This window comes from Amycolatopsis sp. WAC 04182 (assembly GCF_003947465.1).
In the GTDB taxonomy this organism is placed as follows: domain Bacteria; phylum Actinomycetota; class Actinomycetes; order Mycobacteriales; family Pseudonocardiaceae; genus Amycolatopsis.
Map to the genome: position 1 here is coordinate 168,966 of NZ_QHJJ01000002.1, position 22,240 is coordinate 191,205.

General features: G+C 70.2%; 20 protein-coding genes and 1 pseudogene. 9 read left to right on the top strand and 12 right to left on the bottom strand.

Going from position 1 to position 22,240, the window contains the following annotated elements; genetic code table 11:
* Window positions 1-10 precede the first annotated feature (10 nt).
* Window positions 11-1,162 (bottom strand): DUF1015 family protein, encoded by a 1,152-nt coding sequence (locus DMH01_RS07985; protein ID WP_125674725.1) that lies wholly within the window; start codon window positions 1,160-1,162, stop codon window positions 11-13.
* A gap of 111 nt (window positions 1,163-1,273) precedes the next feature.
* Between DMH01_RS07985 and DMH01_RS07990 the strand changes: the two genes are divergently transcribed.
* A complete protein-coding gene (locus tag DMH01_RS07990; protein WP_125674727.1) occupies window positions 1,274-2,794 on the top strand; it encodes an MDR family MFS transporter in 1,521 nt (506 codons plus the stop codon).
* Here DMH01_RS07990 and DMH01_RS07995 read toward each other — a convergent pair.
* Window positions 2,791-3,681, bottom strand: coding sequence for a TIGR03854 family LLM class F420-dependent oxidoreductase (locus tag DMH01_RS07995; protein WP_125674729.1), 891 nt, complete (start codon window positions 3,679-3,681; stop codon window positions 2,791-2,793). The two genes, DMH01_RS07990 and DMH01_RS07995, sit on opposite strands and share 4 nt — an antisense overlap.
* A 124-nt stretch (window positions 3,682-3,805) precedes the next feature.
* Between DMH01_RS07995 and DMH01_RS08000 the strand changes: the two genes are divergently transcribed.
* Window positions 3,806-4,552 (top strand): thioesterase II family protein, encoded by a 747-nt coding sequence (locus tag DMH01_RS08000; protein WP_199745401.1) that lies wholly within the window; start codon window positions 3,806-3,808, stop codon window positions 4,550-4,552.
* Here DMH01_RS08000 and DMH01_RS08005 read toward each other — a convergent pair.
* Window positions 4,542-7,253 carry an AAA family ATPase gene (locus tag DMH01_RS08005; RefSeq protein WP_125674731.1) on the bottom strand — a complete coding sequence of 904 codons (2,712 nt, stop codon included), beginning with the start codon at window positions 7,251-7,253 and terminating at the stop codon, window positions 4,542-4,544. The genes DMH01_RS08000 and DMH01_RS08005 overlap by 11 nt on opposite strands.
* A 111-nt stretch (window positions 7,254-7,364) precedes the next feature.
* Here DMH01_RS08005 and DMH01_RS42935 point away from each other — a divergent pair, with 111 nt between their 5' ends.
* On the top strand, window positions 7,365-7,961 hold the full coding sequence (locus DMH01_RS42935; RefSeq protein ID WP_199745402.1) for a hypothetical protein: 597 nt from the start codon (window positions 7,365-7,367) through the stop codon (window positions 7,959-7,961).
* Window positions 7,958-8,470 carry a YceI family protein gene (locus DMH01_RS08015; RefSeq protein ID WP_125674733.1) on the top strand — a complete coding sequence of 171 codons (513 nt, stop codon included), beginning with the start codon at window positions 7,958-7,960 and terminating at the stop codon, window positions 8,468-8,470. The genes DMH01_RS42935 and DMH01_RS08015 overlap by 4 nt, the downstream gene beginning before the upstream one ends.
* On the opposite strand, the gene DMH01_RS08020 is transcribed toward DMH01_RS08015, so the two are convergent.
* Both DMH01_RS08020 and DMH01_RS08025 read right to left on the bottom strand, forming a co-directional pair.
* Window positions 8,471-8,902, bottom strand: coding sequence for a DUF6292 family protein (locus DMH01_RS08020; RefSeq protein WP_125674735.1), 432 nt, complete (start codon window positions 8,900-8,902; stop codon window positions 8,471-8,473). It abuts the gene before it with no gap.
* Between the two features lie 100 nt (window positions 8,903-9,002).
* Window positions 9,003-9,446 (bottom strand): MarR family winged helix-turn-helix transcriptional regulator, encoded by a 444-nt coding sequence (locus tag DMH01_RS08025; protein ID WP_073847073.1) that lies wholly within the window; start codon window positions 9,444-9,446, stop codon window positions 9,003-9,005.
* Window positions 9,447-9,550: 104 nt separating this feature from the next.
* Between DMH01_RS08025 and DMH01_RS08030 the strand changes: the two genes are divergently transcribed.
* Window positions 9,551-9,943 (top strand): DUF5313 domain-containing protein, encoded by a 393-nt coding sequence (locus DMH01_RS08030; RefSeq protein ID WP_125674737.1) that lies wholly within the window; start codon window positions 9,551-9,553, stop codon window positions 9,941-9,943.
* Between the two features lie 120 nt (window positions 9,944-10,063).
* On the opposite strand, the gene DMH01_RS08035 is transcribed toward DMH01_RS08030, so the two are convergent.
* Window positions 10,064-11,005, bottom strand: a complete 942-nt coding sequence (locus tag DMH01_RS08035; RefSeq protein WP_199745403.1) for a hypothetical protein — start codon at window positions 11,003-11,005, stop codon at window positions 10,064-10,066.
* Window positions 11,006-11,236: 231 nt separating this feature from the next.
* On the opposite strand from DMH01_RS08035, the pseudogene DMH01_RS08040 reads away from it, so the two are divergent.
* Window positions 11,237-12,198 (top strand): annotated as a pseudogene (locus DMH01_RS08040) (RluA family pseudouridine synthase).
* Window positions 12,199-12,232: 34 nt separating this feature from the next.
* Here DMH01_RS08040 and DMH01_RS08045 read toward each other — a convergent pair.
* The gene (locus tag DMH01_RS08045; RefSeq protein ID WP_125674739.1) at window positions 12,233-12,838 is read right to left on the bottom strand and encodes a hypothetical protein; all 606 of its coding nucleotides are present in this window, start codon (window positions 12,836-12,838) and stop codon (window positions 12,233-12,235) included.
* A 126-nt stretch (window positions 12,839-12,964) separates the two neighbouring features.
* Between DMH01_RS08045 and DMH01_RS08050 the strand changes: the two genes are divergently transcribed.
* Window positions 12,965-13,552, top strand: coding sequence for a hypothetical protein (locus DMH01_RS08050; protein ID WP_125674741.1), 588 nt, complete (start codon window positions 12,965-12,967; stop codon window positions 13,550-13,552).
* Here the strand turns inward: DMH01_RS08050 and DMH01_RS08055 are convergent.
* A complete protein-coding gene (locus tag DMH01_RS08055; RefSeq protein WP_233621445.1) occupies window positions 13,524-14,303 on the bottom strand; it encodes an alpha/beta fold hydrolase in 780 nt (259 codons plus the stop codon). The genes DMH01_RS08050 and DMH01_RS08055 overlap by 29 nt on opposite strands.
* A gap of 66 nt (window positions 14,304-14,369) precedes the next feature.
* Here DMH01_RS08055 and DMH01_RS08060 point away from each other — a divergent pair, with 66 nt between their 5' ends.
* Window positions 14,370-14,996, top strand: a complete 627-nt coding sequence (locus DMH01_RS08060) for an alpha-ketoglutarate-dependent dioxygenase AlkB (protein WP_125674745.1) — start codon at window positions 14,370-14,372, stop codon at window positions 14,994-14,996.
* A 3-nt stretch (window positions 14,997-14,999) separates the two neighbouring features.
* On the opposite strand, the gene DMH01_RS08065 is transcribed toward DMH01_RS08060, so the two are convergent.
* Window positions 15,000-16,274 (bottom strand): cytochrome P450, encoded by a 1,275-nt coding sequence (locus DMH01_RS08065; RefSeq protein ID WP_199745404.1) that lies wholly within the window; start codon window positions 16,272-16,274, stop codon window positions 15,000-15,002.
* A 256-nt stretch (window positions 16,275-16,530) separates the two neighbouring features.
* On the opposite strand from DMH01_RS08065, the gene DMH01_RS08070 reads away from it, so the two are divergent.
* Window positions 16,531-19,656 (top strand): AAA family ATPase, encoded by a 3,126-nt coding sequence (locus DMH01_RS08070; protein WP_125674747.1) that lies wholly within the window; start codon window positions 16,531-16,533, stop codon window positions 19,654-19,656.
* 65 nt (window positions 19,657-19,721) lie between these two features.
* On the opposite strand, the gene DMH01_RS08075 is transcribed toward DMH01_RS08070, so the two are convergent.
* Genes DMH01_RS08075 through DMH01_RS08085 form a run of 3 tightly spaced genes read right to left on the bottom strand, consistent with a single transcriptional unit; the run spans window position 19,722 to window position 22,146 of the window.
* Complete coding sequence (locus DMH01_RS08075; protein ID WP_125674749.1) at window positions 19,722-20,573, bottom strand: ABC transporter permease; 852 nt, start codon at window positions 20,571-20,573, stop codon at window positions 19,722-19,724.
* Window positions 20,570-21,550 (bottom strand): ATP-binding cassette domain-containing protein, encoded by a 981-nt coding sequence (locus DMH01_RS08080; RefSeq protein ID WP_125674751.1) that lies wholly within the window; start codon window positions 21,548-21,550, stop codon window positions 20,570-20,572. Before DMH01_RS08080 ends, DMH01_RS08075 begins: the two co-directional genes overlap by 4 nt.
* A 23-nt stretch (window positions 21,551-21,573) precedes the next feature.
* Window positions 21,574-22,146, bottom strand: a complete 573-nt coding sequence (locus tag DMH01_RS08085; protein WP_125674753.1) for an NADPH-dependent FMN reductase — start codon at window positions 22,144-22,146, stop codon at window positions 21,574-21,576.
* Between the last annotated feature and the right edge of the window lie 94 nt (window positions 22,147-22,240).

Here is a 22,240-nt window from a genome sequence, read left to right on the forward strand (position 1 = left end):
AAGCGCGAGATCACAGCTCGGCCAGCAGAAGCCCGCTCCGCGGTTTCGGCGTGAAGTAGGTGGCCTTCCTCGGCATCCGCGATCCGGCCGCGTGCACGGCGAGCACCTCCGCGTACGGGACCGGGGCCAACAGGAATACCGCGTCCGCGTCTTCGGGCACCGGCGCGCCCGGCAGCAACGGACGCACGTTCGGCCCTTCCGGGTCGACACCGAGCACCCCGCGAAGCAGCTCCTGCTCCACCACCGAGTGGTCGCCGCCCGCCTTGCCGAGCGTCACCCGGAACGCCGACTCGCCCGCCAGCACGGTCACCTCGCCCGGCTCGGCGGGCGGCCCCGGCGGGCCGGGATGGACGTCGAACCCCGCCTCCGTCCAGCGCCGGACCAGGGTGGCCGGGCCGAGTCCGGTGCCGGCGAGCACCCGGTGGATGGGCCCGATCCGCAGCCCAGGCCCGCCGGTGACCAGCGCGAGCAACGCGCCACGCCCCGACGCCGCAGCGGCCGCGACCCGGTGATTGCCGTCCGCGACCAGGAGATCCAGCTCGTCCAGCGCCGCCAGCAGTTCGTCTTGGGCCGGGCCGGGACCGGCGAGCCACAGTTCGTGCTTGCGCCCCGGGCCGTCCACTGTGGACAAGCTCGGCACCTGACCCCGGCAGAACCGCTCGATCAGCGCGGTCAGCTCCCGGCCGCCGGTCGCGGGCACCAGCATCGCGGCACTCGTCGCGACACCGAGCCCGGCCAGCATCGCCGCCCGCTCCGCGACGACATCCGGATAGACGTCCTCGGTGTGCCGCACCCGGGTCACCCCGTCGTCCCGGACCGCGGCCGGATCGACCAGGCACAGCACGCCCAGCGCGACCCCGTCCGGCCCGTCGATGCGATACGGCGCGACGACGTCGGCGACCGGGCGATAGTGCCGCTCCCGGATCCGCTCGAACGTCGCCCTGGCCTGCGGCAACGCCGCCTCGATCGAGAGGCCGCCCGCCAGCGCGGCCGGCGTCCTCGCCGGGTGCTGGACCGCCAGCAGGCTGTCGCCGTGCGCCCCGGCGAGCGCGGCCTCCACCCGGCCCGGGTCGGCGAACTCGTCGACGTCGGGGCCGGGGACGCTGTCGCGGACGGCCCAGCCGCGGCCGATCGGGCGGATCCAGGTGCTCATCCGATCCATTTTGCGGGATAGCTCACGGAAAAAATCGGTCCCATGACCGGGTGTCTCCGTGGAATGCTTACCCATGCGAAGTAGTTGACGTCGTTCATGAGCCCGAGGAGACCGTCACAGATGACCACCCCGGCCCCGGTCACCGCGAAGGAAGGGGTCGGTTTCCGGTCCGAACGCGGCCCTGTCCTGATCGCCGTGATGCTGTGTTCCGGCCTGATCGCGCTGGACTCGACCATCATCGCCACGGCGGTGCCCTCGGTGGTCGCCGATCTGGGCGGATTCTCGCAGTTCCCGTGGCTGTTCTCGATCTACCTGCTGACCCAGGCGGTCACCGTCCCGCTGTACGGCAAATTCGCCGACGTCCTCGGCAGGCGGCCGGTAATGTTCTTCGGGATCGCGGCGTTCCTGGTGGGCTCCGTGCTCTGCGGCGCGGCCTGGAGCATGCCGGTGCTGATCGCCGCCCGCGCGGTGCAGGGCATCGGCGCGGGCGCCATCCAGCCGATCGCGCTGACCATGGTCGGCGACATGTACACGGTCGAGGAACGCGCCAGGGTGCAGGGCTATCTCGCCAGCGTGTGGGCCATCTCGTCGGTGGTCGGGCCGACGCTGGGCGGAGTGTTCGCCGAGTACCTCGACTGGCGCTGGATCTTCTTCATCAACCTGCCGCTCGGCGCGCTGGCGGCGTGGATGCTGTTCCGGAACTTCCGCGAACGCGTCGAACGCCGCTCGCACCGCATCGACTACCTCGGCGCCACGCTGCTCACCCTCGGCTGTTCGCTGCTGATCCTCGGCCTGCTGGAGGGCGGGGTCGCCTGGGGCTGGGCGTCCGCGCCGAGCCTGGCGATCTTCGGCGGCGCGGTGGTGCTGCTGGCGGTGTTCGTGTTCGTGGAACGCAAGGCCAACGAGCCCGTGCTGCCGCTGTGGATCTTCACCAAACGGACCCTGATCGGCGGGAACCTGATCGCCGTCGTCGTCGGCATGCTGCTGATGGGCCTCACCTCGTATCTGCCGACCTTCTCGCAAGGCGTGCTCGGCACCGGCGCTCTCGTCGCCGGATTCGCGCTGGCGGCGTTGACCGTCGGCTGGCCGATCTCGGCGTCGCTGGCGGGCCGGGTCTACATGCGGATCGGGTTCCGGGACACCGCGCTGATCGGCAGCGGGATCGTCATCGCGGGCGCGGCGCTCACGGTGTTCCTGACGGCGGGGTCGTCGATCTGGCTGGCGGCCTCGGCCGCGTTCGTCCTCGGGCTGGGGCTGGGCCTGGCGTCGAGCCCGACGCTGATCGCCGTGCAGTCCACGATCGGGTGGGAACGCCGCGGCGTCGTCACCGCGACCAACATGTTCAGCCGGTCGCTGGGCAGCGCCGTGGGTGTCGCGATCTTCGGCGCGATCGCGAACGCCACCCTGGCGAGCCGCTTCGCCAGCCCGCCCGCGGGGGTCACCGGCCTGCCGTCCGGGGTCGACGCGACCAGTGTCGTCCTGGAGGGCCACGGCCCGGACACCCCGACGACGACGTTCGTGCGCGGCGCCCTCGCGGACGCCACGCACCACGTCTTCCTGGCGATGCTGGTGGTCGCCGTGCTCAGCGTCGGCGCGCTGCTGCTGATGCCTCGGCGGACCGAAGAGCTGAAGTTCGACTAGTTCTGCAGCGGCACGGCGTGCTCGACGAAGTTCTCGACGAACCGCTCGATCGGCTCCGGCCCGGCCGGGTACAGCACGAATTTGCTCAGCCCGGCGTCGACGTACTCGGCGATCAGGTCGCGGGCGGCGCTCCAGCTTCCCGCGATCAGCCGGGACGTGTCCGCGTCGGACCTGGCCGCGAGCGAAGCCGCGAGCGCGTCCGGGATCCCGTCCTCCGCGACGACGAGGCTGATGCCGAAATGGTCGGCCTCGATTTCGCGGTCCGCCTCGGCCGCGGCCTCCTGGATCGCCTCGCGGCCGGCACGCGCCTCCTCCGGCGTGAGGAAACTGGCCAGCCAGCCGTCCGCGAGCCTGCCGACCCGCCGCAGCGCGCCCGGCGCCTTCCCGCCGAGCCACAGGTCGAGCCGCTTGACCGGCCGCATGCCGAGACCCGTGCCCTCGACGCGGAAGAACTCGCCGTGGAAGGTCACCTCTTCCTGTTCCAGCAAGGCCCTGAGCAGCCGCAACGACTCGTCGAACACCGCGGCGCGGCGGCCCTGCGGCACCGGGAACAACGGCAGTTCCGCGTCGCGCGCGGGCTTCAGCCCGAAGACCGGCAGGACCCGTTTCGGCGCGAGCGCGGCGAGGGAGGCGAGTTGTTTGGCGACCAGGACCGGGTCACGGCCGGGCAGCACCATCACCCCGGTGCCGACCTTCAGTTTCGTGGTGCGGGCGAGCGCGTGCGTCAGCCCGACGACCGGGTCGATCCTCGGCGAGTACACCGCCTCGGGCAGCCAGAGCGAGTCGACGCCCGCCCGCTCCAGCAGGTCGACCGCGGCCCCGAACTCGCCGGGCGCCGTCCCGGTCCCCAGCCCGGCACCGATCCTGATCTTCAAGTCCTCCGCCACACTCGCTCCCTTCCACGGTGTTCCCAGCGTGAACAACCCCGCACAAGCATGGACGCATTCCGCGAATCCCCCGTACATTCCAGTGTCGTGCGGGCCGTTCCCGCACGGATTGGGGGATTTTTCGATGGCAGGACAGGCTCCGAGCAGTTGGACGCGATGCTTCCATCGGGCGCCGTCGGCCGGGATGCGGCTCCTCGCCTTCCCGCACGCGGGCGGATCGGCGAGCGCGTACCGCTCGTTTTCGGCGGCCCTCTCGCCCACGGTCGAGGTGCACACCGCCCAGTACCCGGGGCGACAGGACCGGATGGGCGAGCCGGTCATCGACGACATCCACCTTCTGGCCGAGCAACTGGTGGACGTCGCCGCCGCGCTCCCGAAACCCTTCGCCCTCTTCGGGCACAGCATGGGCGCGATCGTCGGCTTCGAGGTCGCCCGTCGGCTCGAAGCGCGAGGCGTCGTGCCCGCCGCGCTGTTCGTCTCGGCCCGTCGTGGTCCGGACGTGCAGAAGGAGAAGTCGCATCACCTCGCCGACGACGACACGTTCCTCAACGAGGTCAGCCGTCTCGGCGGCACGGATCCCACGATCTTCGCCGACCCGGACATCCGCGCGCTGGCGTTGCCCGCGCTGCGCGGCGACTACAAGGCCGTCGAGACCTATCGCTACCGGCCCGGCCCCGACGTGAGCTGCCCGGTCGTGGCGCTCGCCGGGAACGCGGACCCGGTCCTGCACCTGCCGGACGTCGAAAACTGGCGCGAGCACACCACCGGCTCGTTCGAGATGGAGGTGTTCGAGGGCGGTCACTTCTTCCTCGAGGACAACCTCGACGCCGTCGTCGCGCGCATCCTCGGCAAGCTGACCGTCAGTCCCTGAGGCCTTCCCTGCTCGCCCACGCGACGACCTCGGTCCGGTTCGCCAGGCCCAGTTTCGCCAGGATGCTCCGCACGTGGCTTTCCACCGTCCGTTCGGAAAGCACCAGCTTCTCGGCGATCCGGCGGTTGCTCAGCGCGTCGGCGAGCAGGGCGACGATCTCGCGTTCCCGCCCGGTCAGCGGGTCGGCGGCGCGGCGTCCGGCACGGATCCGGTCGAGCAGCGCCGCGGCCCGCGCGAGTGGCCCCGGCATGGCCAGTCGCCGGAACTCGGCGAGCGCGTCGCGCGCGATCCCTTGCGCGCGAACGAGATCGCCCCGGGCGACCAGTGTTTCGGCGAGCAGCAACCTCGCCTGGGCGACCCCGGGCCGCGCGCCGATGCCTTCGTTGACGGCGATCGTCCGCTCGTACAACCGCACAGCCTCGTCGTGACGGCCCAGGACGGCATTGAGGCGGGCGGGCTGCTCCAGGGTCGAGCCGGTGCAGAAGACGCCGGCGCCGCCTGCCGCGATCGGCCGTACTTCTTCGAGGCGCCGCAACAGGTATTCCGCCATCTCGGTGTCGTGGAAGGCCTCGACCAGCGGCACGAGGTTGGGCAGCGCGCCGGTGGCGTGCACGGCGAACTCCGGGCTACGCACCAGCGGGACCACCTGCTCGTACCGGACCCTCGCCTCGTCGAGATCGCCCATGAGCAGGCTCAGCAACGGCCGCGAGACCAAGGTGACCGGCAGATGCGGGGCCCGCTCCAGCAGGCTCGCGTAATCCCCGCGGAGATCGCCGGGATCACCCGTGAGCAGCACGAGCTGGGTGCGGAAGGCGTAGGACATCCCTTTCGCGGAGAAGTCGTCCGCGAGTTCGGTGTCCGCCAGGTCCTCCGCCTCGAGGTCGAGCGCGCGTGCCTCGGCCAGGTCTCCGCGCAACGCCAGCACCGAACTGCGCAGCCGCAGGTCGTGCCAGCGGACCAGTGGCAGTCTCGTCAACCGGGCCAGTGTCGTCACCGCGACGAGTTCGTCGTCGACGAGCGCCATCCGCCCGTCCTCCAGGGCCGCGTCGATCCGCCATTTGTGGCCCCACAAGGAAACCAGCGGCTGCCCGGTCCGCGCCCCCAGCTCGGCCGCCAGCGCTCCGAGCCGCAGCCTTTCGGGGAGCGGCAGCTTTTCCGGTGCGACCTTCATCCGGGCGCGGACGGCGTCGATCAGCGCTTCGGGATCACCTGATTCCTCAGCGAGCGCGAAGGCCTCGTCCGCGAGTTTCCCCGCTTCCGCGAACCGGCCGTAGTCGGCTTCCACCGAAGCGCTGTGCGCAAGCAGACGTGCCCGCGTCGTGCGGTCGACGCCGTCCGCCGCGAGCGCGCGGGTGGCCAGATCACGGATCCCTGGCAGGAGATCCGGCGCCGCGACGTCGCGGACCACCAGCGCCGCGCGGGCGAGCAGCCCGGCGTCGGCGGCGCGCCGGGCATGGTCGAGACTCCGCGCGAACCGGCCAGTCCGGTATTCGGCGACGGCGAGGTCGAGCAGGAGACCGGCACGGTCCACTTCGGACAGACCGGCCTTCGCCCTGGCGTCCAGAGCGATCGCGAGAAAGCGCGCGGCCTCGTCGAAGGCCAGCGCCCGGTTCGCTTCCGCGGCCGCGATCGCCGCCCACTCCGCCGTCTTCACCGGCGCGGACGCCGAGCGCAGCCAGTGCCCCGCGACCGTCCCGGCGAGCGCAGGATCACGCCGGGCGTGTGCTTCGAGCGCGGCCGCGACGCGACCGTGCAACGCTTCCCGCTCGGTTTGCCCCAGATCCGCGTAGATCCCGTCGCGGACGACGGCGTGCGCGAACCGCCCCTCGCGCAGCACCCCGGCCTTCGCGGCTCGATCGAGCCCGTCTGCCACCTCTTCGAGCGACAGTGCGGATACCTCGGCGAGTAGGGCGGCTTCGACGTCCTCGCCGATCACCGCCGCGATCGCGAGCAGCCGCCGCACCGAGGATGCGAGGCCCGCCACCGTGGCACGCACGAGGTGGCCGAGTTCCGATCCACCCGCCGAACGCGCGATCGCGCCGAGATAGAGCGGATTCCCGCCGGAGCGGCGATACGCCTCGCGTGCTTCTTCCTCCGCCAGCCCGGTGAGGAGCGCCCGAGCCTCGGGCTCGGCCAACGGCGGCAGCGAGATGCTCCGCGCTCCCGGACGGCGCAGGAGATCCGGCAGGGCCGCGTCCAGCGCGGGCGTGTGCCCGGTGTCCCGATGCGTCGCGATCACGGCCAGCTTCGAGCGCCGCAGCTCCCCCGCCAGATGCCGAAGAAGGCGCAGGGACGCCTCGTCGGCCCAGTGCAGATCCTCCAGGACGACGACCAGGCCCGCCGGTCCGGCGGCGGCCACCAGCGCGTCCGACGCGGCGGCGACCAGCCGGAACCGTGCGGCCTGGACGTCGGCGGCGCCCTCGGTCTCGGCGAAAGCGGCCGTCACGGCCGAATCGACCGACGGCAGGGCCTCGACGACGCGCCGCCACGGCCACAGCGGCGGCGCGCCCGGATCGTCGGCGCACCGGCCCCACACGACGGCGGCCACGTCGGACACGGCCTCCTCGACCAGCCGGGTCTTGCCGATCCCGGGCGGTCCCGAGACGAGCACGAGCCCGCCGGAACCCGCGGCGGCGTCCGCGAGCCTGCCGCGCAGGATCGCCAGTTCAGCCGCCCTGCCCACGAACGGTTCCCGGTTCACGGAAGGAGTATCGCTCCGCGGGCCCGATTCCGTACCGCACTGCGTACTGGCACTGATGTCCGGCGGCGGCCGTCAGCGCAGAGTCGGCGTGTCCGACGGAAAGGAAAGCCCATGTACGCCACCGTGCACCAATTCCGGCGTTCGCACGCCGACGAGTCCGAGGGCTGGGGCCACGCCCTCGCCGCAGATCTCCACCCCGGCACCGGATCACCGGGCACCTGCACCCTCGCCCAGGTCGGCGGCCTGACCGGGCTCGTCGTCGCGTTGTGGCGCGACCGCGGGTCCGCGCTCGCCGCCGCCGACCGCCGCACCCCCGGCACCTTCGACGCCCGCGTCTACGAGGTCTCCGACGTCGAAAGCGGCGCCGCCGAGCCCAGGATCGCGCAGGCGACCTGGTTCGACCGGCCGCTCACCCAGGCCCAGGCCGACGCCGCCCGGTTCGGCGGGCGCGAACGGATCCGGCCCGCCGTTCGGGGACTCGACGGGGTCGGCGGCTTGTACGCCCTGACCGCCGACGACCGGTCCGGCCTCATCCTCGGCTTCACCGAGTCGATCGAAGCGATGGAGGCCGTCCAGAAGACGATCATGAGCACCGAGTTGCTGCCCGGCGAGGATCCCGCGCTGCTGCCGGGCCCGGACCGGATCGACGTCCACCGCGTGCTCCACACGTCCCTGCCCTCGCTCGGCCTGGTGGGTGAGCCGCGATGACCGCCGGGACGTCCGCGCGCGTCGGCACCTGGGCCGTGCTCGCCGAACGGACCTCGGCCACGTTCAGCGTCCGGAACTTCGGCTTCCGCGTGGTCCGCGGCTCGATCCCGGTCAGTCTGGGTTCGGTGCGCGTCTCCGCGGACGGTGTGGCCGCCGTCGAAGCCGCGCTGGACCTCGACGGCATCGACACCGGCAACGCCAAACGCGACGCCGACCTGCGCAAACCCGGTCTGCTGGCGATCGACGCGCATCCCGTCCTGACCTTCGCGGCCGACCGGGTCGAAGGGGGCCCGGGCGAGTGGTCGGTCCACGGCTCCCTCGGCGCGCGAGGCGAATCCTGCCTCCTGACCGTGACCGCGACCGGGCCGGAGGACAACGGCGACGGCACCTGGCGGGTGGTCGCCGCCGCCGTCTTCGACCGGCTGGCGATCGGTCTCCGCGCGCCGAGGTTCCTGATCGGCAGGGAGATCACGATCGCGCTCGACGTCGTGCTCGCCCCGCCCGGGTGATCAGGCCCAGGCGGAAAGTTCCTTGGCGAGCGCGGACGGCCCGCCGGCGGTGCGCAACGTCGGCGCGCCGGGCCAGCAGTCCTGGTGTTCGCCGGCGCGCAGGCTTTCGGCGAACCTGGCGACCAGCCTCGGCTGCGACGCCACCGTCCGGCCGCCGAGGTAGGCGACGACGACATGGTGATCGTCGCCCGAATGCGTCGCCACGGCGGCGGACCAGCCGTGCTCCTCGTGCCACATCAGGTCCACATCGCGCTCGGGGAACCCGGGAAGACGCCAGTTCAGCCTCATCCTGGCGGTGACCGGACCGGCGAGGTCGACCGTGCACGCGTCCATCCGTATCCCCAAGGCCGCGGCCACGTCCTCCAAGTAGGCGTTCAGCCTGGTCTTGAGCTCCAGACCTGCTTCCGTGGGCGCGGGGGTCGAGGTGGTCACGGTCCCTCATCTTCCTGTCACTTTGAGTTGGCGTGACGGGAATTACCCACCCCGGAGCGGCTTCACACCCTCATTTCGTCACACCACGGTTTCGGTTCGCTCAAGCCGTGGCTTCGATGACGCGGGTCAGTGCCTTGTGGAGCGCCTCCAGCTCGGAGACCTCCATCCCGAGCTTCTCCACGACGCGGTACGGGATCTTTTCCGCCTCCGCGCGCAACGCGCGACCGGATTCCGTCAACTCGACCGTCAGCAACCGCTCGTCCTCGGAGCTGCGCCTGCGCGTGACGTAACCGATCGTCTCCAGGCGCTTGAGCAGCGGTGACAACGTCGCGGGCTCGGCACGCAGAGCGACACTCAAGTCCTTGACGGCCTGCGGGCCCCGCTCCCACAGCGCCAGCATGACCAGGTACTGCGGATGGGTGAGCCCGTGAGGTTCCAGCAGCGGACGGTAGATGGCGATGACGCTGCGCGACGCGACCGACAGCGCGAAACACACCTGACGTTCCAGCGCGAGTGGATCCTCGCCCAGATCGATCGACTTCATCTCCGGCCCCTCCGAGTTCATGCCGCCGATCCTAGCCGTCACGCTAACGTTTAGCGTACTAATCATTAGTGTACTGTGAGAGCATCGACGGAAGGAGTCGCCCGATGCCCCGCAAGCGCCCGGACGTGTTCCGCTGGCTGTGGTACTCACTCGGCGGCAGGCTGCCCGAGCGCTACCACGACTGGATCCTCCACGACGCGACCACGGGAAGCTGGCGCTGGCGGCACGTCGCCCGCAGCACGGTGATGATCGCCCCGCTCTGCGCCGTGTGGCTGCTCCTGCCCGGCCCGCTCACCCTGCGGCTGGCGATCGTGCTGATGGCCGCGCTCGTCGCGTACTTCTACTCGATGGCCTACATGGAGGAGAGCATCGAGCACCGGCTCGCCAAGAACGGCTTCCCGCCGGGCATCGGCCGCCGGACGCGCGCGGCGGCCGTCGCGGTCGCGGAAGCCGACGTGACCGAGCGGTACCTCGCGCGGTACCGGAACCAGCCCTGATCTTCTCTTCGTCACGGTGCCTGCCTCCGCCGCCGGACCGGTGTCGCGAAAGCCACTTTCGGGACGTCTGATGTCCCGAAAGTGGCTTTCGCGACACCGCCGCCGGCAGCCGCCGTGGGTTCAGGCCGCCCGACGCATACGCGCCTCGGCGGCACGGTGCGCGGCCACGAGTTCCTCGGCAACACGCTTCGGCTCCGTTCGCAACCGGCTGGGCAACGTCTGGAGAACGACGATCCCCGCGGCGGCGTACCTGGCGTTTCTCGCCACCGTCGCCGCGTATTGCTGCTTGCCGAAGTGGAAATCGTACGAATCGATCTCCCAGGCCAAGCCGGCCGCCACGAAGTAGCCGTCGGCAGTCGCGATGTACTCGCCGTCCTCGTCCCGCAACTCGTGATTCCACAACGGTTCCGGCAAGCCGCTCATCCGCCACACCTTCATCGCGTCGACCTCAGCGGCGGAGCGGGCACCGTCGGCGATCCGGTGCAACGCCTCGCGCGGGATCGCGGTTCCACGGCTGCTTCCGGCATCGAGTTCGGCGAACAGTTCCGGAAGGCTCGTGCCTCGTTGCACCGTCTCTGCCAGCAGTGCGGAAACATCCTGGCGCGACCCGAGGCGACGACAGCAGTCGAGTACCGACCGGACCAGCGGTGCCAGCGGCACTCCATCGACCACGATCGCCTGTGGCAGCCGGGTCGTACGTTCGATGAGCACGTGCCCGGAACTGCCCACCTTGTGTTCGAGGGGCACCAGAAGGTGAAGGAGATAGGGATGGTCCGGCATACCCCGCAGTCCCTGCCTCCGACAGGAGACTGCTCCCGTCACCACGGCGTCCGGCCCGGCGTACAAGAGCGCGGCATCGATCAACTGCCGCCGCGTCGGCACGCCGGAACTCAGCAGTACGACACCTGGCAACAGCCGTTGCCACGGCTTCCCTGGACGGCACCGGCGATAGCAGGTCATGGACGGAACGCCCAGTTCCCCGAGTCTGGCGACGGTGATCACGCCACCGCGGCTGTGTTGATAGAGCCCCTCGGGGTCACGGGCCCAGTCTCCGGTTTTCACCCCTTGATCGTCAGCGCACCGACCGATCGAGCGCTAGCCCCGTTTCACAGACCTGTGGACAACTCGTCACACCAGTCCCACTGTGGATAACCTCGGGATGTTGCGAAAGCCACTTTCGCAACGTTGAGGGTTGCGAAAGTGGCTTTCGCAACGCCCCGGGCCACGTCGGCGCCCCGCAGCAAGCCGCCCGCGACCAGGACGGATGAGCCGTCGCGGCTAGAGTGCGCGGTGATGAGACGCAAGCTCCGCCCGCCGCTCCCGCCCCGCCACGGGCTCGACCCCGCGAGGCTCAAGATGCCCGCCGAGGGGCCGTGGACGACGTTGCGGGAGCACCTCGTCGAGCGGCTCCCCCGGGTCGCCCCCGAGCGGATCGAGGAGATGCTCCGGGAGGAGCGCATCGTCGGACTCGATGGGCCGCTGGGCGTCGATTCCCCGTTCGTGCCGGACTCGTTCATCTGGTTCCATCGCGACCTGCCCGACGAGGTCGACGTGCCGTTCGAGGTCTCCGTCGTGCATCGCGACGAGCATTTCCTGATCGCCGACAAACCGCATTTCCTCGCGACGATCCCGCGCGGGCGGCACATCCTGCAGACCGCACTGGTCCGTCTGCGCCGTGAGTTAGACCTTCCGCAGCTCAGTCCCGCGCACCGGCTCGACCGGGTCACCGCGGGGCTGATCCTGTTCGTGATCACTCCCGAAGTCCGCGGCAAGTATCAGACGATGTTCCGGATCGCCTGGTGCGCAAGGAATACGAGGCGATCGCCCGGTACGACCCGGATATCGCGCTGCCACGAGAGATCAGCAGCCGGATCGTCAAGGAACGCGGGGTCATCGCCGCGCAGGAGGTCGACGGCCCGCCCAACGCCGAAACGCGCGTCGAGCTGATCGAGCACCGCGACGGCCTCGGCCGGTACCGCCTGATCCCCGCGACCGGCCGCACCCACCAGCTCAGGTTGCACATGAGCGGTCTCGGGTTGCCGATCCTCGGCGACGACTTCTACCCGGAACTGACCGAAACCCCGCTCGACGACTTCACCGAACCCTTGCAACTGCTGGCGAAGGTCCTCGAGTTCACCGATCCGGTCACCGGGGAACGCCGCCGGTTCGAGAGCAGGCAGACGCTCCAGGCGTGGACGGATCTCGACGCGTGGCGCCGCGGGCCCTTGCCGCGAAGGCCTCCTTACCTACCCTGAAGGTAGTGAAGGAGGCCTTCACGGACTCGGAGGCTTACTTCCGCCAGAACTTGATCCCGCTCCAGGTCACCTTGACCGGCCCGGCGCCGCTCGCCGTCCGATAGGCGCCGAACTTGTCGTAGTAGCTTCCGCCGCTGCTGCTCACGGTCTGCTTCAGCGAACCGTTGATGTACACCTTGTGCGTGCTCCCGACCTGGTGCACGGTGTTGACCCGCACGGACGTCCCGACGGTCGCCCCGCTCCCCAGGGTGTCCCCGCCGTGGACGGCGTAGAGCCGCCCGCCGCGTTCGACCGCGAGCATGAAATACGGCCCGGCGGTCGGCGCGTCGCGGAAGGTCTGCTTCAGGCTGATCCGGCTGCCCGCCATGCTGGTGATCCGGAACGAACCCTCGAACTGTCTGGTCCCGCCGGTGTAGGTCACGTAGCGCCGTTCCGCGCGCTGATCCCCGCTTCCGGTGGAGCAGGTCAGTTCGAAGTTCAGCCCGTCGACGGTGCCGCAACCGCGTTCCTGGACCTTGAACGACGGGTTCTCCGCCGTCCACGGCCCGGTGCCGACCTGGGCGTTCGCCGGCATCGCCGACGCGATCAGGCCGAGCACGGCCGCCGCGACCACCCCGGCGGTCCGAAGACGTCTCCGCATCCTGCCTCCTGCACACTCAGGGCGGCGGTGTTGGTCCAGACCAGGACCAGGCTGCGACTGTACGAGCACGAACCGTCGTCGGACAAGACGTTGACGCCCCGGCGTCCCGCTGATTGGGTAACGACGGTGATCCTCTCCTTGACGGTCCTCGAAGGACTGGCGGCCGGGACGATCGACCTGGCCTTCCGGCGCTGGTCGAAACAGAACGTCCACCCGGGCGACGTGATGCGCCTGGAGGCCGGGGTGATCGAGGTGGTCTCGGTCGAGATCGCCGACCCCGCCACCATCACCGACGCCGACGCCCGCCGGTCCGGCGCGGAGTCGGCGAACGCGGTGCGGGGCACCCTGCGCGGTCCCGCGGACGCCCCGGTGTACCGCATCGGCCTGCGCCACCTCGGCCCCGATCCCCGGCGCGCGCTCAGCGCGGACGCCGAACTGTCCGAAAAGGACTTCGAGGGGATCCGCCGCCGACTGTCCAAGATGGACAAGCGACGCCCGTGGACGCACGAGACCTTGCGCCTCATCCACGACAATCCCGGACGCCGCGCCCAGGAGCTCGCCGACCTCCTCGGCCGCGAGAAGGATCCGCTGAAGGTCGACATCCGCAAGCTCAAGAACCTCGGCCTCACGCTCAGCCTCGAAGTCGGCTACCGGATCTCCCCGCGCGGCGCGGCCTACCTGCGCCTTACCGAGGATCCCGGTAGAACGCGCTGAGTTCCGGCGCGAGCCGTTCCGGCGGGACACTGTGGAACTCGCCGTCCAGCCCGACCTGCCGCGCTCCCGGGACCACCTTCGCGGTGACGAGAGCGGCGGTCTTCAGCCAGTCCGTACTGCCGTTGCTGTTCACCACCAGGACGGGTGTCGCGGTGGACGCCAGCTCGCCGGGCACCTTCGAGTCCTTCATCACGAAGGCGTCGTAAACGAGCGTGGGCGCGAACGACCGCAGTTCGGCCCACATCGGCGACGCCTTCGCTTCGGCCACGGCCTCCTCCGGGGCACCGACCGCGGACATCATGAACAGGGCGACGGCGTCGTCCCACCGGTCCGCCGCGACCAGCTCGCGCATCTCGTCGGCGTACCCCTCGGGAACTTCTTCCGTTTCGCCGCGATAGGGCGGCTCGAAAACCGACAGCCGCGCCATCGGCACACCGGCCGCGGCGGCGAGGAGGGCGAGCGCGCCACCGGAGGAAATGCCGTGCACGATCGCCGGCTCGCCGAGCGCGGTGACGACCGCGGCCAGGTCCTCGATCTCGCGCTCGACCGCGTACGGCGCGATGTCCCCGCTGTCACCCCGGCCCCGCCGGTCGTAGGTCACCACGGAGAACTCGGCCGTCAGCTCCGCGACCAGCGGTTCGTCACCGCGCCGGTCGTTGCCCGCACCCGCGACGACGACCACGACCGGCCCCGCGCCGCGGCGTTCGAACGCGATCGGCGTCCCGTCAGCGGACTTCGCTGTGTTGATCATGGGCACCATCGTGCCACTCGAACACCCGTTCGACAAACGAGCGAAGTCGGGGTAGGTTCGGTTGCCATGACCCCCGCGCTTCAAGCCTCGCTGTTCGACGAGTGCGCCGCGCTCGGGCTGGGCTCGCTCGACGGGCTCCGGCGCACCGAGCTGACCCGTGGCGCCTGGATAGACGTGCTCCCGGGCTGGCTCTCCGGCGCGGACGAGCTGTTCACCCGGCTCGCCGAAGACGTGCCATGGCACGCCGAAAGGCGGCAGATGTACGACCGCGTCGTCGCCGTCCCCCGGCTGCTGAGCTATTACCGCGAGGGCATGCCGCTCCCCCACCCGATCCTCACGGAGGCGAGGGAGACGCTCTCGGCGTACTACGCGGACGAGCTCGGCGAACCGTTCGTGACCTCCGGCCTGTGCTTCTACCGGGACGGGCGCGACAGCGTCGCCTGGCACGGCGACGACACCGGCCGTTCCCGCACCGAGGACACCATGGTGGCGATCGTCTCGGTCGGCGCCGCCCGCCAGCTGGCCCTGAGGCCGCGTGGCGGGGGCGAGACCGTCCGGCACGCCCTCGGCCACGGCGACCTGATCGTCATGGGCGGCAGCTGCCAGCGGACCTGGGAACACGCCGTCCCCAAAACCGCCAAACCGGTCGGGCCGAGGATCAGCATCCAGTTCCGCCCGAGAGGAGTCGCCTGAGGATCAGTCCAGCAGCACGGGCAACGCGTCGACGCCGTAGACGATCGAGACCTTGCGGAAGCTCACCGCGTCCGGGTCGATCGCCAGCCGCATCTCCGGGAACCGGCGTACCAGCGCGGGATACGCGGTGCGCAGTTCCATCCTGGCCAGTTCGGCACCGATGCACCGGTGGATACCCCAGCCGAAGGCGAGATGCGACGTCGGCTCGCGGGTCGCGTCGAACTTCTCCATGTCCTCGCCGAGGACGCCGTCACGGTTCGCGACGTTGAGCGAGACCAGCACGATGTCGCCCTTCGCGATCCGGACGCCGGCGACCTCCATATCCTCCTTGGCGAAGCGCGGGAAGGCCATCTGCACGACGGTCAGGTAGCGCAGCAGTTCCTCGACGAACTTGTGGACTGCCTCATCGTCGCCGCGGACGGTCTCGAACAGCGAGCGGTCCTTGAGCAGCACGAGCGCGCCGAGCGCGAGCATGCTCGCCGTGGTCTCCAGCCCGCCGGTGAGCACACCGTCGGCGAGGCCCGCGAGTTCGCGGTCGTCGATCTCGTCGCCGTGCTCCTTGATGAGCATGCCGAGCAGGCCGTCACCCGGGTTCTCGCGCTGCTTCTTGACGATCTCGTCCAGATAGGACAGTGACTCGGTCATCGCGCCGAGTGACGCGCCCGCGCCGCCGAAGAGATCGAACCGGGCGGTGCTGAGCCGCTGGAAATCGTCGCGGTCCTCGTACGGGACGCCCAGCAGTTCGCAGATCGTCAGCGACGGGATCGGCAGCGCGAAGGCCTCCCAAAGGTCGACGGGACCGTCGGCCTTCACCATCGCGTCGAGCTGGTCGGCGACGATCTCGTCGATCCGCGGCGCCAGGCGCGACAGCCGCCGCATGGTGAACTCCGGCGTCAGCAGGCGCCTCAACCGGGTGTGCACCGGCGGATCGGCGAATCCGAGCCCGCCGGGGTTCTGGTCCTCGGTCACGCCCGCGTTCCCGACCAGGTTCGTGAAGTCGTTGCTGAACTCGCTCACCTTGCCGAGCACGGCCTTGGCCTCGTCGTAGCCGGTGACCAGCCAGCCGTTCATCCCGAACGGCAGGTCGAGCTTGCTGACCGGCTCCGTCGCGCGGATCCGGCCCAGCTCGGCCACCGGGTCGAGACCGTCGCGCTTGAGCGGCAGCAGCGCGTTGTCCGGGATGATGGACATCTTGGACAGGTCGAACCCGTTCTTCTGCTGACGCGCGAGGTAGCGGCGGCCGATCCAAGCCAACACGCGCGAGCGAATGCTCCCCATACCCCGTACCCTACTCCAGCCGCTGACCACCTGACCTGGCACAACAGGCCGCCTTCGGCCGGCGGGACAGGAACTTCGACGGCTGTTCACCCGCCGTCCCACTCGATTAGTCACGTCCAGAAAGTCGGTTTTCCCTCGCGAGAGGTTCCCGGCGACCGGGAGACGTCGGTCACCGTCGGTCACGACGAACCGCGGGTAACGCCTGACATCGGACGCGCGTCGTGAGATTGTCGGACCTTACTGGGAGGATTCGGGCATGTCAGCCGCGCTCATCGGACGCGACCATCCCGCGGGGGTGCTCCGCGCGGAGATTTCCCGTGCCGCCGAAAGCCACGGCGGGCTGGTGCTGGTCACCGGCGAGGCCGGGATAGGCAAGACCACGCTCGTCACGGGCGCCGCCGAAGAGGCGAAGCGCCTCGGCGCGCTGGTGCTCAACGGGTCCTGCTGGGACTCGGCGAGCGCACCGGGCTATTGGCCGTGGACACAGGTGGTCCGCGGGTTGCGGCGGGCGGTCGGGCAGGGCCGCTGGGCCGCGATGGCCGACAGCGAATTGGACGTCCTGCTCGGTGAGGCGCGCGGCGACGGCGCGGCCGACGGGTTCCGCCTGTACGACGCGGTGACCAGCGTGCTGGTGGCCGCCTCCCAGGACCAGCCGATCGTGGTGGTGCTCGACGATCTGCACTGGGCCGACGCCGCGTCGCTGCGGTTGCTCGAGTTCGCCGCGCAGCACACCTGGTTCGAGCGGCTGCTGCTGATCGGAACGTACCGGGACGTCGAGGTCGAGGCGACCGATCACCCGCTTCGCTCGCTCATGATGCCGCTGCTCGCGAAGGCCACTTCGGTCACTCTCACCGGCCTCGAACCGGACGAGGTCGGCGCGCTCATGACCAGGACTGCGGGCGAGGCGCCCGACGACGAACTGGTCGCCGAAGTTCACCGCCGCACCGGCGGCAACCCGTTCTTCGTCGAGCAGACGGCGCGGCTCTGGCACAGCGGCGGTTCCGCCGAGACCATCGCGCCCGGCGTGGCCGACGCCCTGCAGCGACGGCTTTCCCTGCTCCCCCAGCCGGTCCTCGATCTGCTGACCACCGCGTCGGTACTCGGCAGGGAGTTCCACCGCAGGCTGCTCGCGGGCGTGGCGTCGGCACCCGTGCCCCAGGTGGACCGGCTGCTCGACCAGGCTGTCGCGGCACGACTGGTGGTGGTGCGAGGCCAAGGGCGCTTCGCCTTCGCCCACGACCTCGTCCGCGAAACGTTGTACGCGAGCCTGTCCGAATCAGACCGTCGGAAGCAGCATTCCGCTGTCGTCGCGGCGGTCCGCGAGACACCCGCGTCACGGGACAGTCTCTTCCCCGCGGACCTGGCCCGCCACGCGCTGCTCGCCGGCCGGGAAGTCGATCCGGACGAGGCCATCGACCTGTTGCTGGCCGCCGCGGTCGACGCCACCGGCCGCATGGCGGTCGAAGAGACGACCACGCACTACCGGCGGGCGATCGAGATCGCCGAGGACCGGCGGCGGCAGGCCGTCATCGCCCTCGAACTGGGCGCGCATCTGACCCGCCACCACGGGACGGACGAGGGCAGACAGGTCCTGGACGAGGTCTCCACGCTCATCCACGAACTCGACGACGACGATCTCCTCGCGCGGCTGGCGCTGACCCTGGTCCGCGCCGATCACCGAAGCCAACGGATCGACGAGACGGTCAAGGTGCTCACCGAAGCGCACGCGCGGCTTTGCGGCCGCGAGCCCGGACAGGAGCTCACCGTCGAGGAGATGACGCAGGAACTCTCCGCGCGCATCATGATGACCGCCCGCGACGACCACGACGATTCCGCGCTGTTGTTCGGTCTGTGGGCCCGGCACGACGCGATCTGGGGGCCGGGCAGCGCCGCGGAACGGGAACGGCTCACCGACGAACTGGTCGCCGTCGGCCGCCGCACGGCGAACCCGGAATTGGAGCACTACGCGGCTTCCTTCAAGTGGGTGGCGCAGCTGGAACAGGGCGATCCCCGGTATTTCGAGCAGTATCAGGAGTTTCTCGCCCTGGCGAGCACCGGCAAGGCCCCGAGTTCGCAGCTGGCCTCCCGGATCGACCAGAGCATCATCGCCACGCTTCAGGGCCGGTTCGCCGAAGCCGAGGCGTATATCGAGCAGGTGATCTCGTGCCACTCGGGAGACGAGCATCCCCATTTCGCCGACCTGCACCAGCTGCAGCGGTGGATCCGGTGGTGCCTGGAGGGGCGGTTCGACGAGCTCGCCGGGCTGCACCGCGAGATCTCGCGCAGCGGATACTCCTACGGCCGGATGCTGGAGGCGATCTCCGCGGCCCAGCGCGAGGACGCCGGGGAGGCCGTCCGGCTCACCGATCTCGCAGCCGACACGAAGCCGTATCCCCGCGACCTGGAAGCCCTGTGGTTGCGCTGCCAGGCGCAGACGGCGGCGGTCTCACGCGATCCCGAACGTTGTGAAGCGGCCCGCGCGCTGCTCGCGCCCTACAGCGGGGAGTGGCTGGTTTCCCTGTACGGCTGCGAAATCTCCGGCCCGGTCGACCTTTGGCTCGGCAGGCTCGACCTGGCGCAGGAACGCTGGAACGACGCGGTGGACCGGCTGCGCGGTGCCGTGCTTTCCGCGGATCGGCTCCGGGCCACGGTCTGGGCGACCGAAGCCAAGTCCTGGCTGGCGAAGGCGCTGCTCGGCCGGAACCTCGAAGGTGACACGGCGACCGCGGCGGCTCTCCTGTCCGAAGTGGCCGAAGAAGCCACCGCGCTCGGCATGCGGCCGGTCGTGGCCAGGGCGACGAGAGCACGGGAGGAAACGCGGGCTCCGGCCGCGCCGAGGGCCGAGTTCCGCCGCGACGATGCCGTATGGACCTTGCACTTCGATGGCGTCACCGCCCACCTTCCGGACTCGAAAGGCTTGCGGGACTTGCATTTCCTGCTCGGCAGGCCGGGTTCGGAGGTCGCGGCCGTCCGGCTGCTCGATCCCGAAGGCGGCGAGGTGGTCGTCGCCGCGAAGAGCCTCGGCGGAGACGCCGTCCTCGACGACGAGGCGAAGGCCCGCTACCGCGCGCGGCTCGACGAGCTGGACGAACTGATCGACACCGCGACCGAAATGGGCCAGGACGCGCGCGCCGCGGCGCTGGACCATGAACGGGACGCGCTGCTCGCCGAACTGCGGTCCGCGGCCGGGCTCGGCGGCCGCACCCGGCGCCTCGGCGACGAGGCGGAACGCGCCCGCAAGACGGTGACCGCGCGGATCCGGGACACCCTGCGCAAACTCGACGAGCAGCATCCGGCGCTGGCCGCGCACCTGCGCGCGGCCGTCACCACCGGTTCGTCGTGCCGTTACGCGCCCGAAGACAAAGTCCCCTGGCGGCTGTGAGCGACCAGGGGCTCGTGAGTGGCCAGGACGGTTAGAACCGTCCTGGCCACTCACGAGGTCAGGGCTCACTTGCGGTTGTAGAGCCGCATCGTCAAGGTGCCGAAGACCGCGAGGATGACCGCGCCGGCGATCAGCACCCAGGTGATCTCGCCGCCGTCCCAGTTGCCGTCCATCATCGAGCGGACCGCCGCGACCACGTGGGTCACCGGGTTGACGTCGACGAAGGCCTGCAGCCAGCCCGGCATCGTCTCCGGGTTGACGTAGATGTTGCTGAGGAAGGTCAGCGGGAACAGCACCATCATGCTGACCCCCATCACCGACTTCTCGCTGCGCAGCAGCAGGCCGAACATCGTCCAGATCCACGAGAACGCGAACGAGAACGCCAGCAGCAGGAGGATCGCGGCGGCCACGCCGCCGAATCCGCCGCCGGGGCGGAAGCCCATGATCAGCCCGACGCCGAGGATCACCAGCGACGCGATGAGGTACCGCAGCAAGTCGCCGAGCAGGTAGCCGACCATCGCCGACGGCCGCCAGATCGGCAGCGTGCGGAACCGGTCGAAGACACCCTTCTCGATGTCGGTGTTGACCGAAATCCCGGTGTACATGGTGATCATCAGGATGCTGCTCGCCATGATGCCCGGCAGCACGAACTGCAGGTACTGCGTCGGCGAGCCGGACAGCGCGCCGCCGAACAGGTAGGTGAACATCAGCGTCATCATGATCGGGAACGCCGTGACGTCGAACAGTTGCTCGGGCACGTGCTTGATCTTCAGCATCGCGCGCCACCCGAAGGTGACCGACGTCGAAAGCGCACTGGGGCGCGGAGGGCGGTTCTTCGCGATCAAGACGGCGGCGAGGTCCTCCGCCTTCGGTGCCGCGAGAACGGGTTCGTTGTCTTTGACTGCCGTGGTGCTCAAGCTGCACTCTCCTCAGGCGTGGCGGTGCGGTCGGTCAGGGCCAGGAAGACCTCGTCGAGGCTCGGCTGGCCGAGGGAGAAGGTGTCGACGACGATCCCGGCGCGCGCGAGTTCGCTGAGCGCGCGCGCGGCGTGCTCGGCGGCACCCTGTTCGGTGCTTTCCCCTGAGAGCCGCGCGGTGAGCGCGAGGGGGTCCTGCTCCAGCAGCACCTGTGCCTCCAGGTTGCGGACGAGCAGCGCTTCGGCCTCGGCACGCTGGTCGGCCTCGCGCAGCCGGACGTGGACCGCACCGGCCCCGACCGACGCCTTCAGCTGTCCTTTGGTGCCTTCGGCGATCACCTTGCCGTGGTCGATGACCGCGATCCGCGAAGCCAGCTGGTCGGCCTCGTCGAGGTACTGCGTGGTCAGCAGGACGGTGGTCCCGTGCCGCACGATCGCGCGCACGATGTCCCAGACCTGGTTGCGGCTGCGGGGATCGAGCCCGGTCGTCGGCTCGTCGAGGAAGAGCACGTCCGGCGTGTTGAGGATGCTCGCGGCGATGTCGATCCGCCGCCGCATGCCGCCGGAGTAGTTCTTCACCTGCCTGCCCGCGGCCTCGGTCAGGCCGAACGCCGCCAGCAGCTCCTCCGCCCGTGCGCGGGCCGCCGGTTTGCGGTGCCCGGTCAGCCTGCCGATCAGCACCAGGTTCTCGGTGCCGGTCAGGTCTTCGTCGACCGAGGCGTACTGCCCGGTCAGGCTCACCATGGACCGGACCGCGTCGGCGTCGCGGACGACGTCCTTGCCGAAGATGCGCGCTTCTCCGCCGTTGGGGCGGAGCAGGGTCGCGAGCATCTTCACGGCGGTGGTCTTGCCGGCGCCGTTCGGGCCGAGGACGCCGTACACGGTGCCGGCGGGGACCTTCAGGTCGATCCCGTCGACCGCCCGGTTCTCCCCGAACACCTTGACCAGCCCCGAGGCTTCGATGGCCAGTTCACTCATTTTTCGTTTCCTTTCAGAAGCATTCAGCAGACATAGGGGCGGGCGGCGCGTGCTTCGCGCAGGGCGAGGCCCCACCAGGCGAGTTCGTCGAGCAGGGTGGTCACGGCCTGTCCCTGCCCGTCGCTGTCGAAGGGGGTGCCGTCACGGGCGAAGGTGCCGTCGAGGAGGTTGAAGGCCACGGTGTCGCGCATGGTCACCGTGTGCAGTTCGGTGAAGATCGTGCGCAGCTGCTCCACGGCGTAGAGCCCTTGCGAGCGATAGCCGTAGGAGACGAAACCGACCGGCTTCGCGCGCCACTCGTCGTAGGCGCAGTCGATCGCCTGCTTGAGCGACGCGGGGAAACTGCGGTTGTACTCGGGGGTGACGACGACGAACGCCTCGGCCTCGTCGACCAGCCTCGCGAACCGCTTCATGTCCGACGTCGGATGCTCCGGCAGCCCCGCGGGCAGGTCGAAGTCGACCAGGTCGAGTACTTCGGTGACGAGGTCTTCCCGGCTTTCCGCCCGGCCGGTGAACCACTTGCCGACGGCGTCCCCCACCCGCCCCTCGCGGGTGCTTCCGATGATCACCGCGACCCGCAGTGGACTGGTGTCCATGACCGACCTCCTCTCGCTTCACCCCTTGGGCGCGAGAAAGCCGCCGGGCATTCGCTAGATCGGATCTAGCGGACGCCCGGCGGCTTCGGTCGGT

What these genes read in the sequence shown, in the direction of transcription:
- DMH01_RS08065 (WP_199745404.1), bottom strand. Translation starts at nt 16,274, where the DNA reads ATGGGGAGCATTCGCTCGCGCGTGTTGGCTTGGATCGGCCGCCGCTAC.
- DMH01_RS08055 (WP_233621445.1), bottom strand. Translation starts at nt 14,303, where the DNA reads ATGATCAACACAGCGAAGTCCGCTGACGGGACGCCGATCGCGTTCGAA.
- DMH01_RS08000 (WP_199745401.1), top strand. Translation starts at nt 3,806, where the DNA reads ATGGCAGGACAGGCTCCGAGCAGTTGGACGCGATGCTTCCATCGGGCG.
- DMH01_RS07985 (WP_125674725.1), bottom strand. Translation starts at nt 1,162, where the DNA reads ATGGATCGGATGAGCACCTGGATCCGCCCGATCGGCCGCGGCTGGGCC.
- DMH01_RS08060 (WP_125674745.1), top strand. Translation starts at nt 14,370, where the DNA reads ATGACCCCCGCGCTTCAAGCCTCGCTGTTCGACGAGTGCGCCGCGCTC.
- DMH01_RS07990 (WP_125674727.1), top strand. Translation starts at nt 1,274, where the DNA reads ATGACCACCCCGGCCCCGGTCACCGCGAAGGAAGGGGTCGGTTTCCGG.
- DMH01_RS08080 (WP_125674751.1), bottom strand. Translation starts at nt 21,550, where the DNA reads ATGAGTGAACTGGCCATCGAAGCCTCGGGGCTGGTCAAGGTGTTCGGG.
- DMH01_RS42935 (WP_199745402.1), top strand. Translation starts at nt 7,365, where the DNA reads ATGTACGCCACCGTGCACCAATTCCGGCGTTCGCACGCCGACGAGTCC.
- DMH01_RS08030 (WP_125674737.1), top strand. Translation starts at nt 9,551, where the DNA reads ATGCCCCGCAAGCGCCCGGACGTGTTCCGCTGGCTGTGGTACTCACTC.
- DMH01_RS08025 (WP_073847073.1), bottom strand. Translation starts at nt 9,446, where the DNA reads ATGAAGTCGATCGATCTGGGCGAGGATCCACTCGCGCTGGAACGTCAG.
- DMH01_RS08045 (WP_125674739.1), bottom strand. Translation starts at nt 12,838, where the DNA reads ATGCGGAGACGTCTTCGGACCGCCGGGGTGGTCGCGGCGGCCGTGCTC.
- DMH01_RS08070 (WP_125674747.1), top strand. Translation starts at nt 16,531, where the DNA reads ATGTCAGCCGCGCTCATCGGACGCGACCATCCCGCGGGGGTGCTCCGC.
- DMH01_RS08085 (WP_125674753.1), bottom strand. Translation starts at nt 22,146, where the DNA reads ATGGACACCAGTCCACTGCGGGTCGCGGTGATCATCGGAAGCACCCGC.
- DMH01_RS08015 (WP_125674733.1), top strand. Translation starts at nt 7,958, where the DNA reads ATGACCGCCGGGACGTCCGCGCGCGTCGGCACCTGGGCCGTGCTCGCC.